Annotated in this window: 15 protein-coding genes; 10 read left to right on the forward strand and 5 right to left on the reverse strand. The window is 65.4% G+C overall.

Annotated features, from left to right (window positions below; all coding sequences use genetic code 11):
- Positions 1-42: 42 nt before the first annotated feature.
- Both rplL and K3181_RS06155 read left to right on the forward strand, forming a co-directional pair.
- Positions 43-420: a 50S ribosomal protein L7/L12 gene (rplL, locus tag K3181_RS06150; protein ID WP_221601771.1), complete on the forward strand. Its 378-nt coding sequence runs from the start codon at positions 43-45 to the stop codon at positions 418-420.
- 188 nt (positions 421-608) lie between these two features.
- Positions 609-2,042: an MATE family efflux transporter gene (locus K3181_RS06155; RefSeq protein WP_221601773.1), complete on the forward strand. Its 1,434-nt coding sequence runs from the start codon at positions 609-611 to the stop codon at positions 2,040-2,042.
- On the opposite strand, the gene K3181_RS06160 is transcribed toward K3181_RS06155, so the two are convergent.
- Positions 2,023-2,856 carry a mechanosensitive ion channel family protein gene (locus K3181_RS06160; RefSeq protein WP_221601775.1) on the reverse strand — a complete coding sequence of 278 codons (834 nt, stop codon included), beginning with the start codon at positions 2,854-2,856 and terminating at the stop codon, positions 2,023-2,025. The two genes, K3181_RS06155 and K3181_RS06160, sit on opposite strands and share 20 nt — an antisense overlap.
- Before the next feature lie 230 nt (positions 2,857-3,086).
- Here K3181_RS06160 and groES point away from each other — a divergent pair, with 230 nt between their 5' ends.
- From groES to K3181_RS06180, 4 genes are all read left to right on the forward strand, one after another.
- Positions 3,087-3,374, forward strand: coding sequence for a co-chaperone GroES (gene groES / locus K3181_RS06165; protein ID WP_221601777.1), 288 nt, complete (start codon positions 3,087-3,089; stop codon positions 3,372-3,374).
- 54 nt (positions 3,375-3,428) lie between these two features.
- On the forward strand, positions 3,429-5,078 hold the full coding sequence (gene groL, locus K3181_RS06170) for a chaperonin GroEL (RefSeq protein WP_221601778.1): 1,650 nt from the start codon (positions 3,429-3,431) through the stop codon (positions 5,076-5,078).
- Between the two features lie 155 nt (positions 5,079-5,233).
- Positions 5,234-6,019 (forward strand): aspartyl/asparaginyl beta-hydroxylase domain-containing protein, encoded by a 786-nt coding sequence (locus tag K3181_RS06175; RefSeq protein WP_221601780.1) that lies wholly within the window; start codon positions 5,234-5,236, stop codon positions 6,017-6,019.
- A gap of 78 nt (positions 6,020-6,097) precedes the next feature.
- Positions 6,098-7,237: a sulfotransferase gene (locus K3181_RS06180; RefSeq protein ID WP_221601782.1), complete on the forward strand. Its 1,140-nt coding sequence runs from the start codon at positions 6,098-6,100 to the stop codon at positions 7,235-7,237.
- Here K3181_RS06180 and K3181_RS06185 read toward each other — a convergent pair.
- The 3 genes from K3181_RS06185 to K3181_RS06195 all read right to left on the reverse strand — a co-directional run bounded on the left by K3181_RS06185 (position 7,234) and on the right by K3181_RS06195 (position 12,062).
- Positions 7,234-9,426: a DUF305 domain-containing protein gene (locus K3181_RS06185; protein WP_247714876.1), complete on the reverse strand. Its 2,193-nt coding sequence runs from the start codon at positions 9,424-9,426 to the stop codon at positions 7,234-7,236. The genes K3181_RS06180 and K3181_RS06185 overlap by 4 nt on opposite strands.
- A gap of 66 nt (positions 9,427-9,492) precedes the next feature.
- A complete protein-coding gene (locus tag K3181_RS06190; protein WP_221601786.1) occupies positions 9,493-10,779 on the reverse strand; it encodes an acyl-CoA dehydrogenase family protein in 1,287 nt (428 codons plus the stop codon).
- Complete coding sequence (locus tag K3181_RS06195) at positions 10,779-12,062, reverse strand: phosphotransferase (protein ID WP_345725451.1); 1,284 nt, start codon at positions 12,060-12,062, stop codon at positions 10,779-10,781. Before K3181_RS06195 ends, K3181_RS06190 begins: the two co-directional genes overlap by 1 nt.
- 165 nt (positions 12,063-12,227) lie before the next feature.
- Between K3181_RS06195 and K3181_RS06200 the strand changes: the two genes are divergently transcribed.
- Both K3181_RS06200 and K3181_RS06205 read left to right on the forward strand, forming a co-directional pair.
- Positions 12,228-12,635: a baeRF12 domain-containing protein gene (locus tag K3181_RS06200; RefSeq protein ID WP_221601791.1), complete on the forward strand. Its 408-nt coding sequence runs from the start codon at positions 12,228-12,230 to the stop codon at positions 12,633-12,635.
- Between the two features lie 172 nt (positions 12,636-12,807).
- Positions 12,808-13,797: a serine hydrolase gene (locus K3181_RS06205; RefSeq protein WP_345725479.1), complete on the forward strand. Its 990-nt coding sequence runs from the start codon at positions 12,808-12,810 to the stop codon at positions 13,795-13,797.
- Positions 13,798-13,890: 93 nt separating this feature from the next.
- Here the strand turns inward: K3181_RS06205 and K3181_RS06210 are convergent, their stop codons facing one another.
- Complete coding sequence (locus K3181_RS06210) at positions 13,891-14,145, reverse strand: hypothetical protein (RefSeq protein WP_221601793.1); 255 nt, start codon at positions 14,143-14,145, stop codon at positions 13,891-13,893.
- Positions 14,146-14,394: 249 nt separating this feature from the next.
- Here K3181_RS06210 and polA point away from each other — a divergent pair, with 249 nt between their 5' ends.
- Together polA and K3181_RS06220 are read left to right on the forward strand one after the other, a co-directional pair.
- Positions 14,395-17,229, forward strand: a complete 2,835-nt coding sequence (gene polA / locus K3181_RS06215; protein WP_221601795.1) for a DNA polymerase I — start codon at positions 14,395-14,397, stop codon at positions 17,227-17,229.
- Positions 17,230-17,273: 44 nt separating this feature from the next.
- Complete coding sequence (locus K3181_RS06220; RefSeq protein ID WP_221601797.1) at positions 17,274-18,506, forward strand: sensor histidine kinase; 1,233 nt, start codon at positions 17,274-17,276, stop codon at positions 18,504-18,506.
- Positions 18,507-18,519 lie beyond the last annotated feature (13 nt).

The raw sequence follows: 18,519 nt of genomic DNA on the forward strand, positions 1-18,519 counted from the left end.
CATTTTGGGGGCACCCCGGCCTTAATTTTGGAGTGAAACATCATGGCCGATATCGCCAAGCTTGTTGAAGAACTGTCGAAGCTGACCGTCATGGAAGCCGCTGAGCTTGCCAAGGCGCTCGAAGAAGAGTGGGGCGTTAGCGCCGCCGCTGCCGTTGCCGTTGCTGCCCCCGCTGGCGGTGGCGACGCCGGTGCCGCAGCCGAAGAAAAGGACGAATTCGACGTCGTCCTGACCGGCGACGGTGGCAAGAAGATCCAGGTCATCAAGGAAGTCCGCGCCATCACCGGTCTGGGCCTCTCGGAAGCCAAGGCTCTTGTCGAAGGCGCGCCCAAGCCGCTCAAGGAAGGCGTCAACAAGGCTGAAGCCGAAGAAATCAAGGGCAAGATCGAAGCAGCCGGCGGTACCGTCGAGCTCAAGTAAGCCATACGCTTACGCTTCGATCTCGTTCGCGAGATCAGACGAAGGGCGGTGCCGCAAGGCGCCGCCCTTTTTCGCATGAGCGGCGGGCAGGCACTGTGGCGCGCCGGTATCATGGTTAGCGCGAAATGCGCGCCCGCGCGGCTGGGCGTTTGAGCGCGCCGTGCACATCGCATATCCGGGCCGGCTGCATGACGCACGACCACGCCCTGGAACCCCTGCCGATCGGTAGCGACGGATGGCGCGACGAGCTTCGCGAGACCTTCCGGCTCGCCTGGCCGTTGGCGCTCGCCAATCTGTTGCAGATGCTGGTTCATGCGGTCGACGTGATCTTCGTCGCCCGCCTCGGCGAACGTGAACTGGCCGCCTCGGCACTGGGGATCGCGCTGTTCGGCCTGACGATGTGGGCCTTCACCGGGCTGGTCGGGATGGTCGCCGCCCTGATCGCCGAGGAACTCGGCCGCCGGCGTCATTCGGTGCGCGAGGTACGTCGCTCGGTGCGCATGGCGCTGTGGCTCTCGCTCGCCGCAGCGCTCGTCGGCATGGCCATCTGCTGGCAGGGCGAAGCGCTGATGCGCCTCACCGGACAGGAGGACGATCTGGCCGCACGCGCCGGCGATTTCCTACTCATCATCATGTTCGCGATGTGGCCGATGATCGCCGCCAGCGTATTGCGCAATTTCGTTTCCGCGCTCGGCAGGCCCGTCTTTGCCACCGCCATCACCGGCGTGGCGCTCGTCGCCAGCGTCGTCTTCAATTACGCTTTCGTTTTCGGCCATTTCGGCGCGCCCGCCATGGGCCTCGAGGGGTCGGCGCTCGCCAGCGTCTGCACCGCGATCGTCCAGTTCGCGAGCTACGTTGCTGCAATCCGCTGGGATCGGCGGCTGCGCCGCTATCGCATCTTCGGCAATTGGTGGAAGCCCGAATGGCCGCGCATGCGCGAACTCGTGGTGCTCGGCACGCCGGTGATGGTGATCATCATCGCCGAGGCCGGACTGTTCAGCGGGGCGGCGCTGCTGATGGGACGGATCGGTCCGGCCGAACTCGCCGGGCATACGATCGCGCTGCAGATCGCGGCGCTGGCCTTCCAGATACCTTTCGGCCTCGGTCAGGCGGCGACGATCCGGGTCGGCTACCACTACGGCGCGGGCGATCGCGAGGCGATGGGCCGCGCGGGCTGGGTCGGGATTGCGATGGGCGCGACCTTCATGCTGTTTACCGCATCGTTGATGATCCTGGCGCCGGTCACGCTCCTGCGCATCTACATCGATCCGGCCCTCGCCGCGAATGCCGCGATGGTGGCGTTCGCGGTGCGCTATATGAAGGTAGCTGCCGCGTTCCAGCTCTTCGATGGCGTCCAGGCGGTCGCCGCCGGCGCCTTGCGTGGCCTGCAGGACACCCGTGTGCCCATGCTGATCGCGGTGTTCAGCTACTGGGTCCCGGGCTTCGGCGTCGCGCTCTGGCTGGGATTTCGCACTCCGCTCGAAGGCACCGGCGTATGGATCGGGCTTGCGACCGGCCTCATCTTCGCTGCCGCGCTGCTCACCTGGCGCTGGGGACGGCGCGAGCAGCTGGAGCTCACATGCCGCCGCGCGAACGGAAAGCTCACGCCGCCTTCTGCGTGACCTCGCGCTGAGGGAAGGGGATCGAGATTCCGACCGCGTCGAAGCGTGCCTTGGCCGCTTCGGTGAGGTCCCAGGTCAGCCCGAGGTAGTCGGGCGTGTTGCACCATACGCGCATGCCGATACCGACCGAGCTGTCGTCGAGCGAGCTGACGAAGGCGACTGGCGCGGGGTCGGCCAGGACGCGGTCGTCCGCCTCGGCCAGCGCGAGCAGTTCGTTGCGCGCCTTCTCCATGCTGTCGCCATAGCCGATGCCGACCTTGAGCTCGAAGCGGCGGGTCGGGTGACGGTTGAAATTGACGATCGCCTGGTTCCACAGCTCGGAGTTGGGGACCATCACGAAGAGGCCGTCGAACTGCTTGATCTCGGTGGTGAACAGGCCAATCTGCTGGACAGTCCCGGTGACCGCTCCGGCGGTGATGCCCTCGCCGACCTTGAACGGCTTCTGCACCAGGATCATCACCCCCGAGGCCACGTTCGACAGCGTCCCCTGGAGCGCGAGACCGACGGCGAGCGCCATGCCGCCCAGTGCCGCGAGGATGCTGGTCGTCTCGACGCCGAACTGGCCGAGCACGGTCACGATCACCAGCGCCCACAGCGCGTATTTGACGAGGTTGGAGAGGAAATTGGCCACCGTCGGCTCGAAGCGCGGCGAGCGGGTCATCGCGCGCTCGACCCAGCCCGATACGATCTTCGCCAGCAGCAGGCCGATGACCAGCACCGCGAAGGCGCCGGCGATGTCCATCATGTTGAGTCGCAACCACAACCAGATCTGTTCGGGAATAGTCAGCGCAGCGATGGTCTGGTCGGTGGACATTGGTCGCTCGGCCCTCTTCTTGGCATGTCGGGAGATGGGTTCGGGGCTGCCAGATGGGAAGGACCGCCCGCTTTCGCCAACCCCAACGCGGCACGCCTGCAAGAGTTCATTTTTTTGTTCGGCGTCCCGTTGACTCGTTCCGGGCGCGTCCCCAAATGCGCGCCGCTGGCACTCTCACCGAGTGAGTGCCAACACATGTTTCAAACTCGTAGAAGAGAGAGGTCATCATCATGGCATTTCGTCCGCTGCACGACCGCGTTCTGGTCCGTCGCATCGAAGCCGAAGAGAAGACCGCCGGCGGGATCATCATTCCCGACAGCGCCAAGGAAAAGCCGAGCGAAGGCGAAATCGTCGCCGTCGGCAACGGCGCCAAGGCGGAAGACGGCACGGTCACCCCGCTCGACGTCAAGGCCGGCGATCGCGTGCTGTTCGGCAAGTGGTCGGGTACCGAGGTCAAGCTCGATGGCGAAGACCTGCTGATCATGAAGGAAAGCGACATCATGGGGATCATCGGCTGATCGCCGACCCGGATGTATTTCTTCAACTAAACGAGAATTCCAGGAGACACACCCATGGCAGCCAAGGACGTTAAGTTCGGCCGCGACGCGCGCGAAGGCATTCTGCGCGGCGTCGACACCCTCGCCAACGCCGTCAAGGTCACGCTCGGTCCCAAGGGCCGCAACGTCGTGATCGACAAGAGCTTCGGCGCACCCCGCATCACCAAGGACGGCGTCACCGTCGCCAAGGAAATCGAACTGAAGGACAAGTTCGAGAACATGGGCGCGCAGATGATCAAGGAAGTCGCGTCGAAGGCGAACGATACTGCCGGTGACGGCACCACCACCGCCACCGTGCTCGCCCAGTCGATCGTCACCGAAGGCATGAAGTCGGTCGCCGCCGGCATGAACCCGATGGACCTCAAGCGCGGCATCGATCTCGCCGTCGCCAAGGTCGTCGAAGACCTCAAGGGCCGATCGAAGGACGTTTCGGGCAGCCAGGAAATCGCGCAGGTCGGCATCATCTCGGCCAATGGCGACCGTGAAGTCGGCGAGAAGATCGCCGAAGCCATGGACAAGGTCGGCAAGGAAGGCGTGATCACCGTCGACGAATCGAAGGGTCTCGAATTCGAGCTCGAAACCGTCGAAGGCATGCAGTTCGACCGCGGCTACCTGTCGCCCTACTTCATCACCAACCCGGAAAAGATGACGGTCGAACTCGAAAACCCGTACATCCTGATCCACGAGAAGAAGCTCTCGAACCTGCAGGCGATGCTCCCGGTTCTCGAAGCGGCTGTCCAGTCGGGCCGCCCGCTGCTGATCATCGCGGAAGACATCGAAGGCGAAGCGCTGGCCACCCTCGTGGTCAACAAGCTGCGCGGCGGCCTCAAGGTCGCAGCGGTCAAGGCACCGGGCTTCGGCGACCGCCGCAAGGCCATGCTGCAGGACATTGCGATCCTGACCCAGGGCGAGATGATCAGCGAAGACCTCGGCATCAAGCTCGAGAACGTGACGCTGAACATGCTCGGCCAGGCCAAGAAGGTCACCATCGACAAGGACAACACGACCATCGTCGACGGTGCCGGTTCGGAAGACGACATCAAGGCACGCGTGAACGAAATCCGCACGCAGATCGACAACACCTCGTCGGACTACGATCGTGAGAAGCTGCAGGAACGTCTGGCCAAGCTCGCCGGCGGCGTTGCGGTGATCAAGGTCGGCGGCGCCACCGAGGTCGAAGTGAAGGAGCGCAAGGACCGCGTCGACGACGCGCTGCACGCAACCCGCGCAGCGGTCGAAGAAGGCATCGTCCCGGGCGGCGGTACCGCCCTGCTCTACGCCACTAAGTCGCTCGACGGCCTCGAAGGCGAAAACGACGACCAGACCCGCGGCATCGACATCGTCCGTCGCGCACTGCAGGCTCCCGTCCGCCAGATCGCGACCAACGCCGGTCACGACGGCGCGGTCGTCGCCGGCAAGCTGGTCGACGCCAATGACGACACGCTCGGCTTCAACGCCGCGACCGACACCTACGAGAACCTCGTGGCTGCCGGCGTGATCGACCCGACCAAGGTCGTGCGCACCGCGCTGCAGGACGCAGCCTCGGTCGCCGGCCTGCTGATCACCACCGAAGCCGCCATCGTCGACAAGCCGGAAGACAAGCCGGCTGGCGGCGGGATGCCCGACATGGGCGGCATGGGCGGGATGGGCGGCATGGGCTTCTAAGCCTTACCGACCAACCGGACTTACAGAGGCCCGGCGGGAGCGATCCCGCCGGGCCTTTCGTTCGCGCAGCATCATTGGCGCGATTTTCCAAGCTTCGCCGCAACCCGCCCGGTATGCTCCATGGTATGAGGGATGGGTACCAAGCCCGCCCCCGCATGGACGGTCGCGAGGATGGGTTCGAACCCCTCGCGGTGTCGAACGACAATCCCTCGCAGCCCGAAGCGCGGGAGCGCTATACACGACCGAAGCAGTCGGCGCTGGTCCGCACGGCCAAACGCCTGCGCGACCCGATCAATCGCTGGTTCGCGCGCCAGTCGCTGATCCGCGATGACGCGATCCTGCGAGCGGACCTGTTGCCCTGCCTCGACGAATTGCGCCGCAACTGGCGCGTGGTTCAGGAGGAACTCGCTCCCCTGCTCGCCGAGCGCCGGTCGATCCCCGCCTTCGGCAGCATATCACCCGATCACCGCCGTATCGCCAATACATCGGCGTGGAAGAGCTTCTTCTTTGAAGGCTATGGTTTCAAGGCAGAGGCCAATCGCACGCGCTGTCCGCGGACGGCCGCCATGCTCGACCGGGTCCCGGGGCTGGTCGTGGGCTTCTTCTCGATCATGGAGCCCGGCACCCATGTCCCGCGTCATCGCGGTCTGACCAAGGCCTGGCTCAACTGCCATCTCGGCCTGTCGGTCCCTGGGGGACCGGAGCGCTGCGAGATGGAGGTCAACGGCGAACCGGTCCGCTGGCACCATGGCGAATGGCTCGTCTTCGACGAAACCAACGTGCATGAGGTGTGGAACGAGACCCGCGAGCCCCGCGTGGTGCTGTTCCTGCAGGTCCCCCGGCCGATGCGCTGGCCGGGCCGCCTGGCCGCCCGGCTGCTCTACGAGATCATCCGGCGCACCGGCTTCGTCCAGGATGTGCGAAAGGCGATCGGCGCCTGACGCAAGCCACCCGGCGCCTGCTTGCCCCTATCGCTCCTTGCCAGCATCTGTGCCACTGCGGTTCGGAAGGGGACGCACATGGACAGCACAGTTCTGGCCGAGATCATCGCGCAGGTGGCTGCAGACGAAGCCTTCGAGCGCCGTCTGGCGTCCTGCGCCGACCCTGCCGAGCTTGCCGGGGTCTTGACCCTGACCGATGGTTGCACGGCAGATTGGTCGCGGGTGCTGGCCGAAGCCGCCGCCGTTCGCGATCGGCCGCCCTTGCTGCACCTCGACCGGGCGCCGCCGGGTCAATGGCTACCGGTGCAGATCTATGGCGAAGGGGGAACGCCGCGGGTCGAATGGCTGCATTTTGCCTTCGCGCCGCTCGACGAACCCTTTTTCGAACAGACGATGGCCCGGGTGGCCGCGCACCCGATCAACCTGGTGCTGCGTTGCTCGACCTCGCTCGACGCCCTGCGCGCCTTCGCAGGGCACTCCCAACCCGACGGCCTCGTGTTCCATCTCTCGCGCTGTGGGTCGACGCTGGTGGGGCAGATGTTGGGCGCCCTGGACCGGGTGACCGTGGTTTCCGAACCCCCCGTCCTCGATCAGGCGATCAAGCTGTTTCTCGACGGCGTGATCCCCGCTCGGATGGTGCAGGGGATGGCCGGTGCGCTCCTGCGCCAACGGTTCGCGGAAACGACCACACGCATCGTCAAGCTCGATAGCTGGCACACGCTCGCCCTCCCCCGTATCGCCGAGCTGTTCCCGTCCGCAGCTTCGCTTTTCCTCTTCCGCGACCCCATCGAGGTGCTGGTGTCACAGACCCGGCGACCTGGGCTGCATGCTCGGCGCGGCGGCGTGGCGCTCGAAAGCTTCGGCCTCGATGGAGCGGAGGCCATTGCGGATCGGGACTATCTCGCCTGGGTGATTGCCTCGATCGCGCGGGCCGGGCTTGAAGCGGAGCCGACCGAGCGCCTCGCCCTGTGCGACTACGCCGAGCTTCCGCAAGCGCTGGAGACGCGTATCCTGCCGCATTTCGGCATCGAGCCCGATGCTGCTGGACGAACGGCGCTCGCCGCAGCGGCGCGGCGCAACGCCAAGCAGCCCCGCGCCATCTTCGTCCCCGACGCCGCCGCCAAGCAGGCCGCGGCGGACGCCGAGCTCCGTTCGCGTGCGCTGGCGCAAGGTCTCCCGGCACTCTATGTCGAGCTGAAGCGCCGGGCCGCTGCCTAGCCACCCTTGCGGCTCGCCTCTGCCGCAGCCACCAAGTCTTCGGGCCAGGTGACCTGCGTCTGCGTTTGCGGGTTGAACAGTCCGCCGGGATAGACCGCGCCTTCTGCGGCCGCGATTTCTTCCGCAGTGAGGTATTCGCTCGGCTCGAGCGCGAAGACGTCGAGCCCGCGGCTGATCTCGGTCGCGTAGATCCGCCCCTTGTACCAATAGGCCGACCAGTAGCCGCCGGTGACGAGCTGATCCTTGTCGATCGGACCGCGATCGAAATAGGCGATCTCGTGGATGTCCTCCGGATCGGTGAAGTCGATCACGCTGAGGCCGCCCTGGTACCAGGCCTGGACGAAGATATCGCGTCCCGGGACGGGGATGATCGAACCGTTGTGCGCGACGCAGTTCTCCTTGTCGCCCTGCGGCGCGGGCAGCTTGTAGGTCCCGCGATAGACGAGCTTACCGTCCTCGATCCCGTAGAAAGCATCGGCGCCCCAGTTCGTCGGGTCGCCCGCCTGGCAGCGGGGCCGTCCACCGCCGCCCCATTCATCGGTGAACAGCACTTTGGAGCCATCGTTGTTGAAGGTGGCCGAGTGCCAATAGGCGAAACCCTTGTCGGTCACGTCGTCGATCCGCTTCGGCTTCAGGGGATCGGAAATATCGAGAATGATGCCGTTGCCCGAACAGGCCCCTGCCGCGAGGTTCTTCGCCGGGAAGACGGTGATGTCGTGGCACATGTCGGTGCGATACGTCTCTTGCGTACCCTCGCCATGGTCGCCGCCGTGCCACAGCCCGGCGATCTCGCCGTCCTTGGCGAAGACGCGCGGCCGGTCGACGATGCGTGCTTTGGAGGGATCGGCCACGGGGATCTCGATCACGTCGATGCTGAACAGCGCGGTGTTGTCGCCTCCGACTTCGTAGCAGCCTTCCAGCTCTTCGTCGTCGCGAACGTAGCTCGTGCCCGAATTGTAGACCACCAGCCGCTTTTCGTCGGCTTCGACGATCGAATGGGTGTGGCTGCCGCGGCAGGTCTGGACCTGGCCGACCTGTCGCGGGCGGGTGATATCCGAAATATCGAATATGCGGATACCGCGGAAACGCTCGGCGCTGACCTTGTCGTCGATGCCCTGCAGGCCGCAGTCGATGCGCGCGCGGCTGTCCTGCACGCTCATCACCAGCAGGTCGCCCGCGATCGAGACGTCACCTTGTCCGCCGGGGCAGACCACCGAGCTGACCAGCTGGGGCACGCCGTCCTCGCCGAGGCGATAGGCGTTGAAGCCATGATAGCTGCCCGCCACGAGCATATCACCCGAAAAGGCCATGTCGGTGAAGGCGAAGCTCAAGAGCGAGCCGCGCTCGCCGAACTCCGGCTTGTCCTCTTCGGCCTCCTGGCCTTCCTTGCGCGGCGACTTGGTGGCCTTTTCTTCGTCCTCGTCCTTCTTTTCCTTCAGCGGCTGTAGCTGCGCCGGGTTTTCGGGATCGAAGAAGCCGGCCGGCTTTTCGAGGCTGGCGACCTTGCGCAGATTCGAAATCGCTTCGCCAGCGTCGCGGAAACCGGGCTCGAGCGTCGCGCGCGGATCGGTCGAGAGCGTGGCGAGCGTCGCATTCATCCGGTCGATCTCGGCCTTCTGGTCGGTCACGACATCGTTGGTGAATTCGAACATCACCGGGTCGTAGGCGCTGCCCGGCATATGGTGGAGGTCGTCGACCATGGTCACCGCGCCTCGGTGGTGCTCGACCATCAGCTGGAGGAACTGGCGATCGAATGCGGTGCCGTTCGAAGCGGCGAGCTCGCGCATCTGCTCGGGCGAGGCCATGCCTTTCATCGTGTGGTGCGCATGGCCCATGCCCGGCATGGCGACCTCGAGGCCGCGGTCCTCGAGCCAGGTGCGCATGAACTTCATCTCGTCCTTCTGGCCCGCCTCGATCCGGTCGGCGGTCTTGAGAATCGCCTCGTTGTTGGTGCGCTCCTTGACCAGCTTGGCCATGTCGACCGCCTGCTGGTGGTGGACGATCATCCCCTGCATGAAGGCGACGTCGGCGGGCGAGAAGCGCGTATCGGACAGCGCGATCGCCTGCTCGGCGTCAATTACCCGAGGTGCTTCTCCCGGTGCGCCCGGAAGCACGATCGGCGTGGACTGCGCGGCAATCGGGGCGGCGGTCGCCAGCAGGGTGGCGACCAGCGAAAGGCGTAGGATCATTGTGTTCTCCCTCATCTGATTGCGAGGGCTAGCATCCCGGCAAGGCTTGGCAATGCCCTTCGTCGATCAGCCGTATTTGCCGCGCCGGGGCCCGAGATAACCGAAGAGATAGGCGCCAACCTTGCGCATCTGGATCTCCTCGGCACCTTCGGTGATACGATAGCGGCGGTGGTGGCGATAGATGTGCTCGAACGGCTTGTGCCGCGAATAGCCGATCCCGCCATGCACCTGCATCGCGCGGTCGGCGGCCTGGCAGACCAGTCGGTTTGCCCAGTAATTGCACATGGAGACCTTGTCCGAGATCGTCTTCTCGATCTCCTCATGCGGCATGTTGTCCATGTCCCAGGCGGTCTTGTAGATCAGCAGGCGCAACATCTCGCACTGCGTGGCGAGCTCGACCAGCGGGAACTGGATCGCCTGGTTTCTCGCCAGCTCCTCGCCGAAGGGCTTCCTCTCGCGCGCATAGCGGACGCTTTCCTCGATGCAGTAGCTGGCCGCGCCCAGCGAAGAGGCCGCCTGGCGGATGCGGTTCTGGTGGACGAAGCTCTGCGCCAGCGCGAGCCCGCGGCCCTCGACGCCGAGGATCGCGCTGTCGGGCACCCAGACATTGTTGACGCTCAACCGAGGATGGTCGGTGGGCATGTTGAAGGTCCACATCCACTCCTCGATCTCGAGTCCGGGCGTGGGATTGGGCACGAGGAAGCAGGTGATCCCGCTCGCATCGCCATCTTTGCCGCCCGTCCGTGCGAACATCGCGCAGTGGGTCGCGACATGCATGCCGGTGATCCACATCTTCTCGCCGTCGATCCGCCAGCCATCGCCCCCGTCGCGCGTCTCACGCACCGCCTTGGTCTCCATCCACGTCGCGTCGCTGCCGTGGTCGGGCTCGGTCAGCCCGAATGCGACGCGGCGCGTCCCCTCGAACCCGCCATTGATGAATTCCTGCTTCTGCTCTTCGGTCCCGAAAGTTTCGAACATGGCGACGAATGGGAAGTTGCCGACAATCGAATGCTCGTTCTGGAGGTCGTTGTGGAGCCCGAGCCCGCGCTGCGCGAAACGGTCGCGGATCACCGCCATCCACAAATTTGACCCGTCCTGGCCGCCGTATTTCTTCGGCGCCGAGAAGCGCCAGTGACCAGCTTCGTCCGCCGCCTTGCGCGCCTGCCGCAGCAGGTCTTCCCAATCGTGGTTGGGCAGCCCACCACGCTCCCAGTCAGTGCGCGCATCCTCGCGGCGATGGTCGAAGAAGCGGATGTTGTCGTCGCTGGCGACCAACGGCTCGATCGTGCCCTCGATGAAGGCTTCGAGCTCAGCGTAATAGTCCTCGAGCGCTTGGGGTATCGCGAAATCCATCAGTCCTCTCCCATCCACAGGTTCCGCGCTCGCGCGAGCATCGGATATTTGGGTACGTCGGCCGCCAGCTTGTCGAGGGCTGCGCGGCGCAGCCGGGCGAGCATGCCGGGGGTCGCCAGCGATGCGCTGCCCTCGAGCAGGTCGCGTGCCAGGGTCGCGTCCTCGGCCTGCGTCGCGGCGGCGTCGTTGCGGGCGATCATCCCCAGCGCATTGCGCGCCACCGCCAGCTGGAAGCGGTCGTGGCCTTCCATCCGGTCCTTCACCGTGGCCAGCCATTCGGCGATGGCAGTCGCGATCTCGCCCACGCTCGCTTCGCCTGAGGGCTGGTGTGCCCCCGCCGCCGGGGACACGGGCCGCAGGCGCTCCTCCTCGGGTGCGTCGTCCTCGAGCAGCAGCAGCAGGTCGAGTTCCTGCTCGCTGGTTCGCCGCGAAATGACCACGCGTTCGAGCATGCGGTCGTCGCCGCTGCGCCAGAAGCTCGCCATGCGCAGGCAGCCGAGTGCCCACCAGACGGTGCGATAGACCAGCCAGAAACGGAACCGGGCCGGATCGACGGCGGCACCTCCGGCAGTCTCGTAGGCGGACAGGTAATCCTCCAGAGTGCCGAGCCCGAGCGCCGGTCGGTCGACCCGCGCAAAGCGCCACACGGCCATGCAGCCGAAGGCGAGATCCTCGTGGCGGTCGCCGAAATGCGCGAGTTCCCAGTCGAGCACGCCGGTGAGGTGCGAATCCTCGGCGAGGATATTGCCGAGGCGATAGTCGCCGTGGTTGAGCACGGGTTCGACACGGGGCGGCAGATTGGCCTGCAACCAGTGGAGCCCGAGTGCGATGATCGGCCGGTCCGCGCCTGCCTCGTCGAATTGCTGCGCGAGACCCGCGACCGCTTCCGCATAGTCCATCTCGGGTACGTCGCCGGGCAGCGATTCGCGGCTCAGCGAATGGATCCGCGCCAGATCCCGCGCCACTTCGCGCAGCAATTGTCCCGGATCATCCATCGCGAGGATCGCCCGCGGGTCGGGCGTACCGGGCAGCGCGCGCATGACGAACCCGCTGCCGATGCCATCCTCGGGCATCAGCTCGACCAGTACTTCGGGCGCGGTCACGCCCGCCCGGTGCGCTGCGCGGATGATCGCGGCTTCGGTGTCGTGTCCGTAGGGTCGTCCCTCCATGAAGGACAGGCTCGGCGCGCGCCGCAGGACGAAGTCCTCCGCACCGCTCGAAAAGCGCCAGCTTTCCATCGTGGCGCCACCAGTCAGGCGTCGCAGCCCTTCAGGCGCGGTCAAGCCTGCTCGCGCGAGCGCCCTAGCCAATCCCTGATCGAGCGCCCCCGCGCTTTCAGTCTCTCCCATGCAACCTATCTGTGCCGCGATTCGGCGACCGGCTCAACCCCGGACCTCTCCGCTCGCTGGCACGTTGTCTGGACGAACAACATTAGAGGAGACCAATTCATGCGCCTTCCCAACAACGCCCATGTCGCGATCGTCGATGGCAAGAACTTCACCGTGATGCGCAATACCGGCAAGCCACTCGAGCCGCGGCTGTCGGATGCGCAGAAGCCCGCGCTCGATGCGACCAATTTCAGCGCCGGCGTGAAGCATCAGGACGACGTCGGCCAGCAGGTCGGTCGGACCGACCTCGAAGAGCTGGCCCATGGCGCCGCGGCGGCACAATGGCTCAACGCCAAGTCGATCGCCGGGGAGATCACCGATGTCCTCGTGATCGCGGACCCGAAGACGCTGGGCGAGATGCGGCGCCACTATCATTCGGAACTCGAAAAACGCCTCGTCGGCGAGATCGACAAGACCCTGTCGGGCGCATCCACCGCAAAGATCGAACAGGCCATCGCCAACGCATGATCTCGGGCGCGCGGGACCGGAAGCAATATGGAGAACGCCAAACCTGTCCCGCGCGCAACACTTTTCGTCGCGAGAAGGCTTGTGCCGTACCCTGAGCTTGTCATTAAGCTTCGCCTAACCACGGAGGGTGTACAGGGTCGGTATGCGAAAAGGATTGTTTGGACGATTGGCAGTGATCGGGGCGATGCTCATCGCACCTCCATCGCTGGCACAGGGTGGCGGATTCGAGAACCAGTTCGACGCGGTGCTGGGCACAGAGGTGCGAGCGCCGCAAGCCTATGAGGCAGCGCTCTCCTCGCCGCTCGAGCGGCAGATCGCGCAGTTGGCGGAGGGTTCGAACGGGCGCATCGGCGTCTATGCCATCGATCTCTCTACCGGTCGCGATGTCGGCGTCCTTGCCGACCAGCGTTTCCCGATGGCGAGCACCAGCAAGGTGGCGATCGCGGCAACCTTCCTCGCCGGAGTGGATGCCGGCCGCTGGAGTCTGAGCAGCGAATATCGCCTACCGCGGCCCGGTGGCGCCTATCTGCCCGCCTATCAGCACCTCAGCCTGATGATCAGCAAGAGCTGCAACGACTGCACCGACGCGCTGCTCGCGGCAGTCGGAGGTCCGCGCGCCGTCAACAAGTGGATGCGCGAGGCGGGGATCGAGGAATTCGAGCTGACCCGCAACATCGCCTCGCTGATCCGCGACGATGGCCGCACCGATCCGGCCTGGAACGTCGTGCGCGAAGACAGCGCCACGCCGCGCGCGATGGGGAAACTGCTAGCCGGCATCTATCAGGGCAAGTGGCTCAGCGAGCATTCGCGCCGCGTGCTGCTCGACGCGATGGAGGAAACGAGCACCGGCAAACACCGGATGAGGTCGGTCCTGCCGGTCAGCGCCAATCTGGCCCACAAGACCGGAACGCTCGCCCGCACAGCCAGCGACATCGGGATCTTCAACACGCCCGACGGACGTGCGATCGCTGTGGCGATCTACGTAACCGGGCAAAGCCCCTCGATGGCGATCGAAAACGGCAGCCGTAGCCAGAAGCTCGCAGCACGTGCCAACCGCGATGCGCGCATTTCGAGCATCACGCAGGCGCTCTATCAGGGCTTCTGGCAGAACTCGGACAACGATGGCCGCAACTGGGCGAGCGCGGAGTACGGCGGCAATTAAGGCTCTTCAAAGCGGGGTAAGAAAAAGGGCGGCGCCGCAAGGCACCGCCCTTTCTTTTTCGAAACGGTAAACCGCGTTCGAAACGGCGACCGATTAGTCGGCAGCGGCTTCGGCCGGGGTTTCGTCGCCTTCGACAGCAGCTTCGGTTTCAGCAGCAGCTTCGTCAGCTTCCGCAGCAACTTCTTCAGCGCCGGCTTCCATGGCGTCGCCAGCGGCTTCCATGTTGGCTTCGGTGTCGGCAGCAGCGTTTTCTGCGGTTGCTTCAGCAGCGTCTTCGGTGGCTTCCGAGCAAGCAGCGAGCGTCAGGGCAGCGGCCGAAGCGGCAGCGAAAAGAGCGATCTTGCGCATAGGTGTAAATCCTTGAACAGCGAGTTTGAGTGCAGTTCGAAAGCCCGAAGGCCTCTCCCCGCGCGAGTCCCGAAATGGGGCCTCACAGTGTCTAAATAATGGCCGAATTGGGGCACCGCAAGCTGTTTCGCCCAATCTCCGCCACATTCTTGCCGTAATTGGGCCGGAATTGGCACTAATCCGCCGCTTGCGCAGCGCAGGAAAAATCGCGCTCCCCATTGTGGCATGCCGTTGCTAAGCCCCTCCACAATGGCTGATACACCGCATCTCTACCTGGTCGATGGCTCGGCCTACATCTTCCGCGCCTACCACCGACTCCCCCCGCTCACCGACCCCGAAGGTACGCCGGTCGGCGCGGTCTACGGCTATACCACGATGCTGTGGAAGCTGGCCGACGACCTGCACAAGGCCGACGGCCCGACCCATTTGGCGGTAGTCCTCGACAAGTCGAGCCACAGCTTCCGCAACGAGATCTACGACCAGTACAAGGCGCACCGCCCAGATCCGCCCGAAGACCTGGTGCCGCAGTTTCCGCTGATTCGCCATGCGACGCGTGCCTTCAGCCTGCCCTGCATCGAGGAGCCCGGCGTCGAAGCCGACGACATGATCGCCTCTTACGCGCGGGTCGCACAGGACCAGGGATGGAACGTCACCATCGTGTCGAGCGACAAAGATCTGATGCAGCTCGTCGGCGAGAAGGACGGGGCGCGGATCGACATGCTCGATACGATGAAGAATGCGCGCATCTATATCGAGGAAGTCGAGGAGAAGTTTGGCGTGCCGCCCGAGAAGGTCGGCGACGTGCTCGCGCTGATGGGCGATTCGGTCGACAATATCCCGGGCATCTTCGGCGTCGGGCCGAAGACCGCAAGCAAGCTGATCGCCGAGCATGGCGACCTTACCGCCGCGCTGGATGCGGCGGCAGACATGAAGAAGAGCAAGCTCAAGGAGCGCCTGCTCGAACATCGCGCCGATGCCGAGATGAGTCGCGTCCTGGTCACTCTCAGGGAAGACTGCCCGCTCCCCATCGCGCTCGACGAGATGAAGCTCGAAGGCGTGCCCCCCGAACCGCTGGCAGCCTTTCTATCGAAACACGGTTTTACCAGCCTCCTGAAACGGCTCGACGCCGGAACCGGAAGCCCTTCGCGTAAGACCGACCTCAACCCGGCCAGGCAGGACACGCCCGGCGCGGCCGCAAGCAGCGAAGGCAGTCGCCAGCCGCTGCCCGACTTCCCGGCCGTCGATCGGTCTGCCTATGAGTGCGTCCAGACCATCGAGCGGCTCGAGCACTGGGTGGAGCGTGCCCACGCCGCGCGGCTCGTGGCGGTCGACACCGAGACCAGCTCGCTCGACTGCATGCTGTGCGACCTCGTGGGCGTGAGCCTCGCGCTCGGCCCCAACGATGCCTGCTACATCCCGCTCGGTCATGGCGGCAGCGACATGTTCGCCGAGAAGCCCCAACAGATCGACAGGGCTGCGGCGCTCGCCGCACTGGCGCCGATGCTGGCAAGCGAGGCGGTGCTGAAGGTCTTCCACAACGGAAAATACGATCTCAACGTCCTCGCGCGCAACGGGGTGGACGTGTCGCCCATCGACGACACGATGATCATCAGCTTCGATCTCGACGCCGGCCGCCAGCTCGACGGGATCGGCGGGGGCCACGGGATGGACGAGCTCGCCGAGCGCCACCTCGGTCACACCTGCCTCAGCTTCAAGGAAGTCTGCGGCACCGGCAGGAAGGCGATCCCCTTCGGCGAAGTGCCGCTGGACAAGGCGACCGAATACGCGGCCGAGGATGCCGACGTGACCTGGCGCCTCTACCAGCATCTGAAGCCGCGGCTCGCGACCGAAGGTGGGACGAAGATCTACGAGCGGGTCGATCGACCGCTCGTCCCCGTGGTCGCGCAGATGGAACGCCACGGCATCAAGGTCGATCGCACCCGGCTGGCCAAGCTGTCGGAAGAATTTGCGAGCGAGACCGCGCGGCTGGAGAAGGAGATTCACCAGATCGCCGGCACCGAATTCACCGTCGGCAGCCCCAAGCAGCTCGGGGACGTGCTGTTCGACAAGCTCGGCTACAAGGGCGGCAAGAAGGGCAAGAGCGGACAGTATTCGACCGACCAGAGCGTGCTCGAGCGCCTCTCCGGTGACGGAGCGGAGATCGCGAGCAAGGTGCTCGAATGGCGCCAGCTGGCAAAGCTCAAGAGCACCTATACCGACGCGCTGCAGGAAGCGATCAACCCGGAGACCGGGCGCGTCCATACCAGCTACAGCCTCGTGGGGGCGCAGACCGGCCGCCTCTCCTCGACCGACCCGAACCTCCAGAACATTCCGATCCGTACCGAGATCGGCCGCCAGATTCGCGACGCCTTCGTCGCCAGCGAGGGCCACGTCCTGCTCGCCGCCGACTATTCGCAGATCGAACTGCGCCTCGCCGCGCATATGGCCGACGTGCCCTCGCTCAAGGAGGCCTTCGCCAATGGCGAGGACATCCATGCGCGCACCGCCACCGAAATGTTCGGCGAGGTCAACCGCGATACGCGCGGCCGGGCCAAGACCATCAACTTCGCGATTCTCTACGGTATCTCGCGCTGGGGCCTCGCCGGACGGCTCGGCGTCCAGCCCGACGAAGCGCAGGCTATGATCGACACCTATTTCCAGCGCTTTCCGGGCATCCAGAAATACATAGTTCGCAAGCTCGAGGAGGTGCGCGAGCGCGGCTATTCGGAGACGCTCTTCGGGCGCAAGACCTGGTTCCCGCGGATTTCCTCCAAGAACCAGGCCGAGCGACAAGGGAGCGAGCGTGCGGCGATCAACGCGCCGATCCAGGGCACCAGCGCCGACATCATCAAGCGCGCCATGGCACGCATGATGCCCGCGCTCGAAGAAGCTGGCCTTGCCCATGTTCGCATGCTGCTGCAGGTCCATGACGAACTGGTTTTCGAACTGCCCGAAGCCGATGTCGATGCCGCCTCCGCGGTGATCGAGCGTGTGATGGCCGGCGCCGCGGAACCGGCGGTGAGGCTCGACGTACCGTTGGGGGTGGAGATCGGAACGGGCACCAGCTGGGGGGCAGCACACTGAACGAGATCGACGAGTTCGTCGCGCGGACGCGCGATCCGCGCTGGATGAACGTCGCGCTGCTGACCTTCATCGCAGCGGCCATGTTCGCGACGCTGGTGCTGGTCTACCAGACGGTCGAGGCCGAGCGCGCCCAGCGCGAACAGGTCGGGCGCACCGTCGAGGTGCTCGAGGAACTGCGCCAGGTGAACCGTGCGGCGCTGAGCGGGGAGACCGGCCAGCGCGGCTATCTCATCACGCTCGATCGCCGCTACCTCGCGCCCTACCACGCCGGGCGCGAGCAGATCCAACCGTCGCTCGACCGCATCCGCGAATTGCTCGGCGAGGATGCCACTCCGCGCCAGACACAGCTGGTCGACCAGATCGACACGCTTGCGCGCGCCAAGTTCGACGAGATGGCGGGCGGCGTCGAGATGCTCGAGAAGGGCCAGCTGCTCGATGCGCGCCGCGCCATCCTGACCGACGAAGGCGTCGAGACCATGGAGCGGCTCGGTCGCGCGATCGCCGAGATGGAGGACATCGAAAACGAGGTCCTTGCCGAGCGCATCACCGAGGCGGCCCGGACCGAGGCCCGCGTTCTTCCGCTGCTCGGGGCGCTCCTCGTCCTGCTGGTGCTGGCCATGCTCGCCGGCGCGCGCCTGGTCGGCCGTGCCGCCCGGGCGGAGGCCGAGGCTGCACAGGCGGCAGTGGTCAGCGAGGCGCGCGACCGTGCCGACCTGCTCGCGCGCGAACTCAACCACCGGGTGAAGAACCTCTTCGCCGTGATCCTTGCGATCGTGCAGATGAGTGCACGCGACAAGCCCGAGGCGAAGGAGGTGACCGAAAGCATCGCCCAGCGGATCCGTGCGCTGCTCACCGCGCACGAGGTCAGCCAGGGCGAGCTCGAACGCCCGGTCGCCTCGCTCCGCGCTCTGGTCGAGACCTCGCTCGCCCCATACCGTTCGAGCAAGCACCCGGCCGAAATAGACGGCCCCGACGTCATGCTTCCGGCGAAGCGCGTGACCCCGCTCGGACTGGTGCTGCACGAACTGACCACCAATGCGGTCAAATACGGTGCCTGGAAGAACGACGGCACCGTGCATGTCACCTGGACAGAAACCGACGGCATCGTGAAGCTGACCTGGCGCGAAAGCGGCGCCGAGCTGTCCGAACTGCCCGAGCGCAAGGGCTTCGGCAGCCTGCTGATGACCAGCGCCGCACGCCAGTTCGGCGGCACGTTCGAGCGCGGCTTCACCAAGGACGGACTGCTGGTATCCATCGACCTGCCGGTCGGCGACTAGGCTTGCCATCAGG

It is taken from the genome of Qipengyuania mesophila (assembly GCF_019711655.1).
Classification (GTDB): domain Bacteria; phylum Pseudomonadota; class Alphaproteobacteria; order Sphingomonadales; family Sphingomonadaceae; genus Qipengyuania; species Qipengyuania mesophila.

What these genes read in the sequence shown, in the direction of transcription:
- groL (WP_221601778.1), top strand. Translation starts at nt 3,429, where the DNA reads ATGGCAGCCAAGGACGTTAAGTTCGGCCGCGACGCGCGCGAAGGCATT.
- K3181_RS06175 (WP_221601780.1), top strand. Translation starts at nt 5,234, where the DNA reads ATGGACGGTCGCGAGGATGGGTTCGAACCCCTCGCGGTGTCGAACGAC.
- K3181_RS06185 (WP_247714876.1), bottom strand. Translation starts at nt 9,426, where the DNA reads ATGATCCTACGCCTTTCGCTGGTCGCCACCCTGCTGGCGACCGCCGCC.
- groES (WP_221601777.1), top strand. Translation starts at nt 3,087, where the DNA reads ATGGCATTTCGTCCGCTGCACGACCGCGTTCTGGTCCGTCGCATCGAA.
- polA (WP_221601795.1), top strand. Translation starts at nt 14,395, where the DNA reads ATGGCTGATACACCGCATCTCTACCTGGTCGATGGCTCGGCCTACATC.
- K3181_RS06210 (WP_221601793.1), bottom strand. Translation starts at nt 14,145, where the DNA reads ATGCGCAAGATCGCTCTTTTCGCTGCCGCTTCGGCCGCTGCCCTGACG.
- K3181_RS06180 (WP_221601782.1), top strand. Translation starts at nt 6,098, where the DNA reads ATGGACAGCACAGTTCTGGCCGAGATCATCGCGCAGGTGGCTGCAGAC.
- K3181_RS06200 (WP_221601791.1), top strand. Translation starts at nt 12,228, where the DNA reads ATGCGCCTTCCCAACAACGCCCATGTCGCGATCGTCGATGGCAAGAAC.
- K3181_RS06190 (WP_221601786.1), bottom strand. Translation starts at nt 10,779, where the DNA reads ATGGATTTCGCGATACCCCAAGCGCTCGAGGACTATTACGCTGAGCTC.
- K3181_RS06220 (WP_221601797.1), top strand. Translation starts at nt 17,274, where the DNA reads ATGAACGTCGCGCTGCTGACCTTCATCGCAGCGGCCATGTTCGCGACG.
- rplL (WP_221601771.1), top strand. Translation starts at nt 43, where the DNA reads ATGGCCGATATCGCCAAGCTTGTTGAAGAACTGTCGAAGCTGACCGTC.
- K3181_RS06155 (WP_221601773.1), top strand. Translation starts at nt 609, where the DNA reads ATGACGCACGACCACGCCCTGGAACCCCTGCCGATCGGTAGCGACGGA.
- K3181_RS06160 (WP_221601775.1), bottom strand. Translation starts at nt 2,856, where the DNA reads ATGTCCACCGACCAGACCATCGCTGCGCTGACTATTCCCGAACAGATC.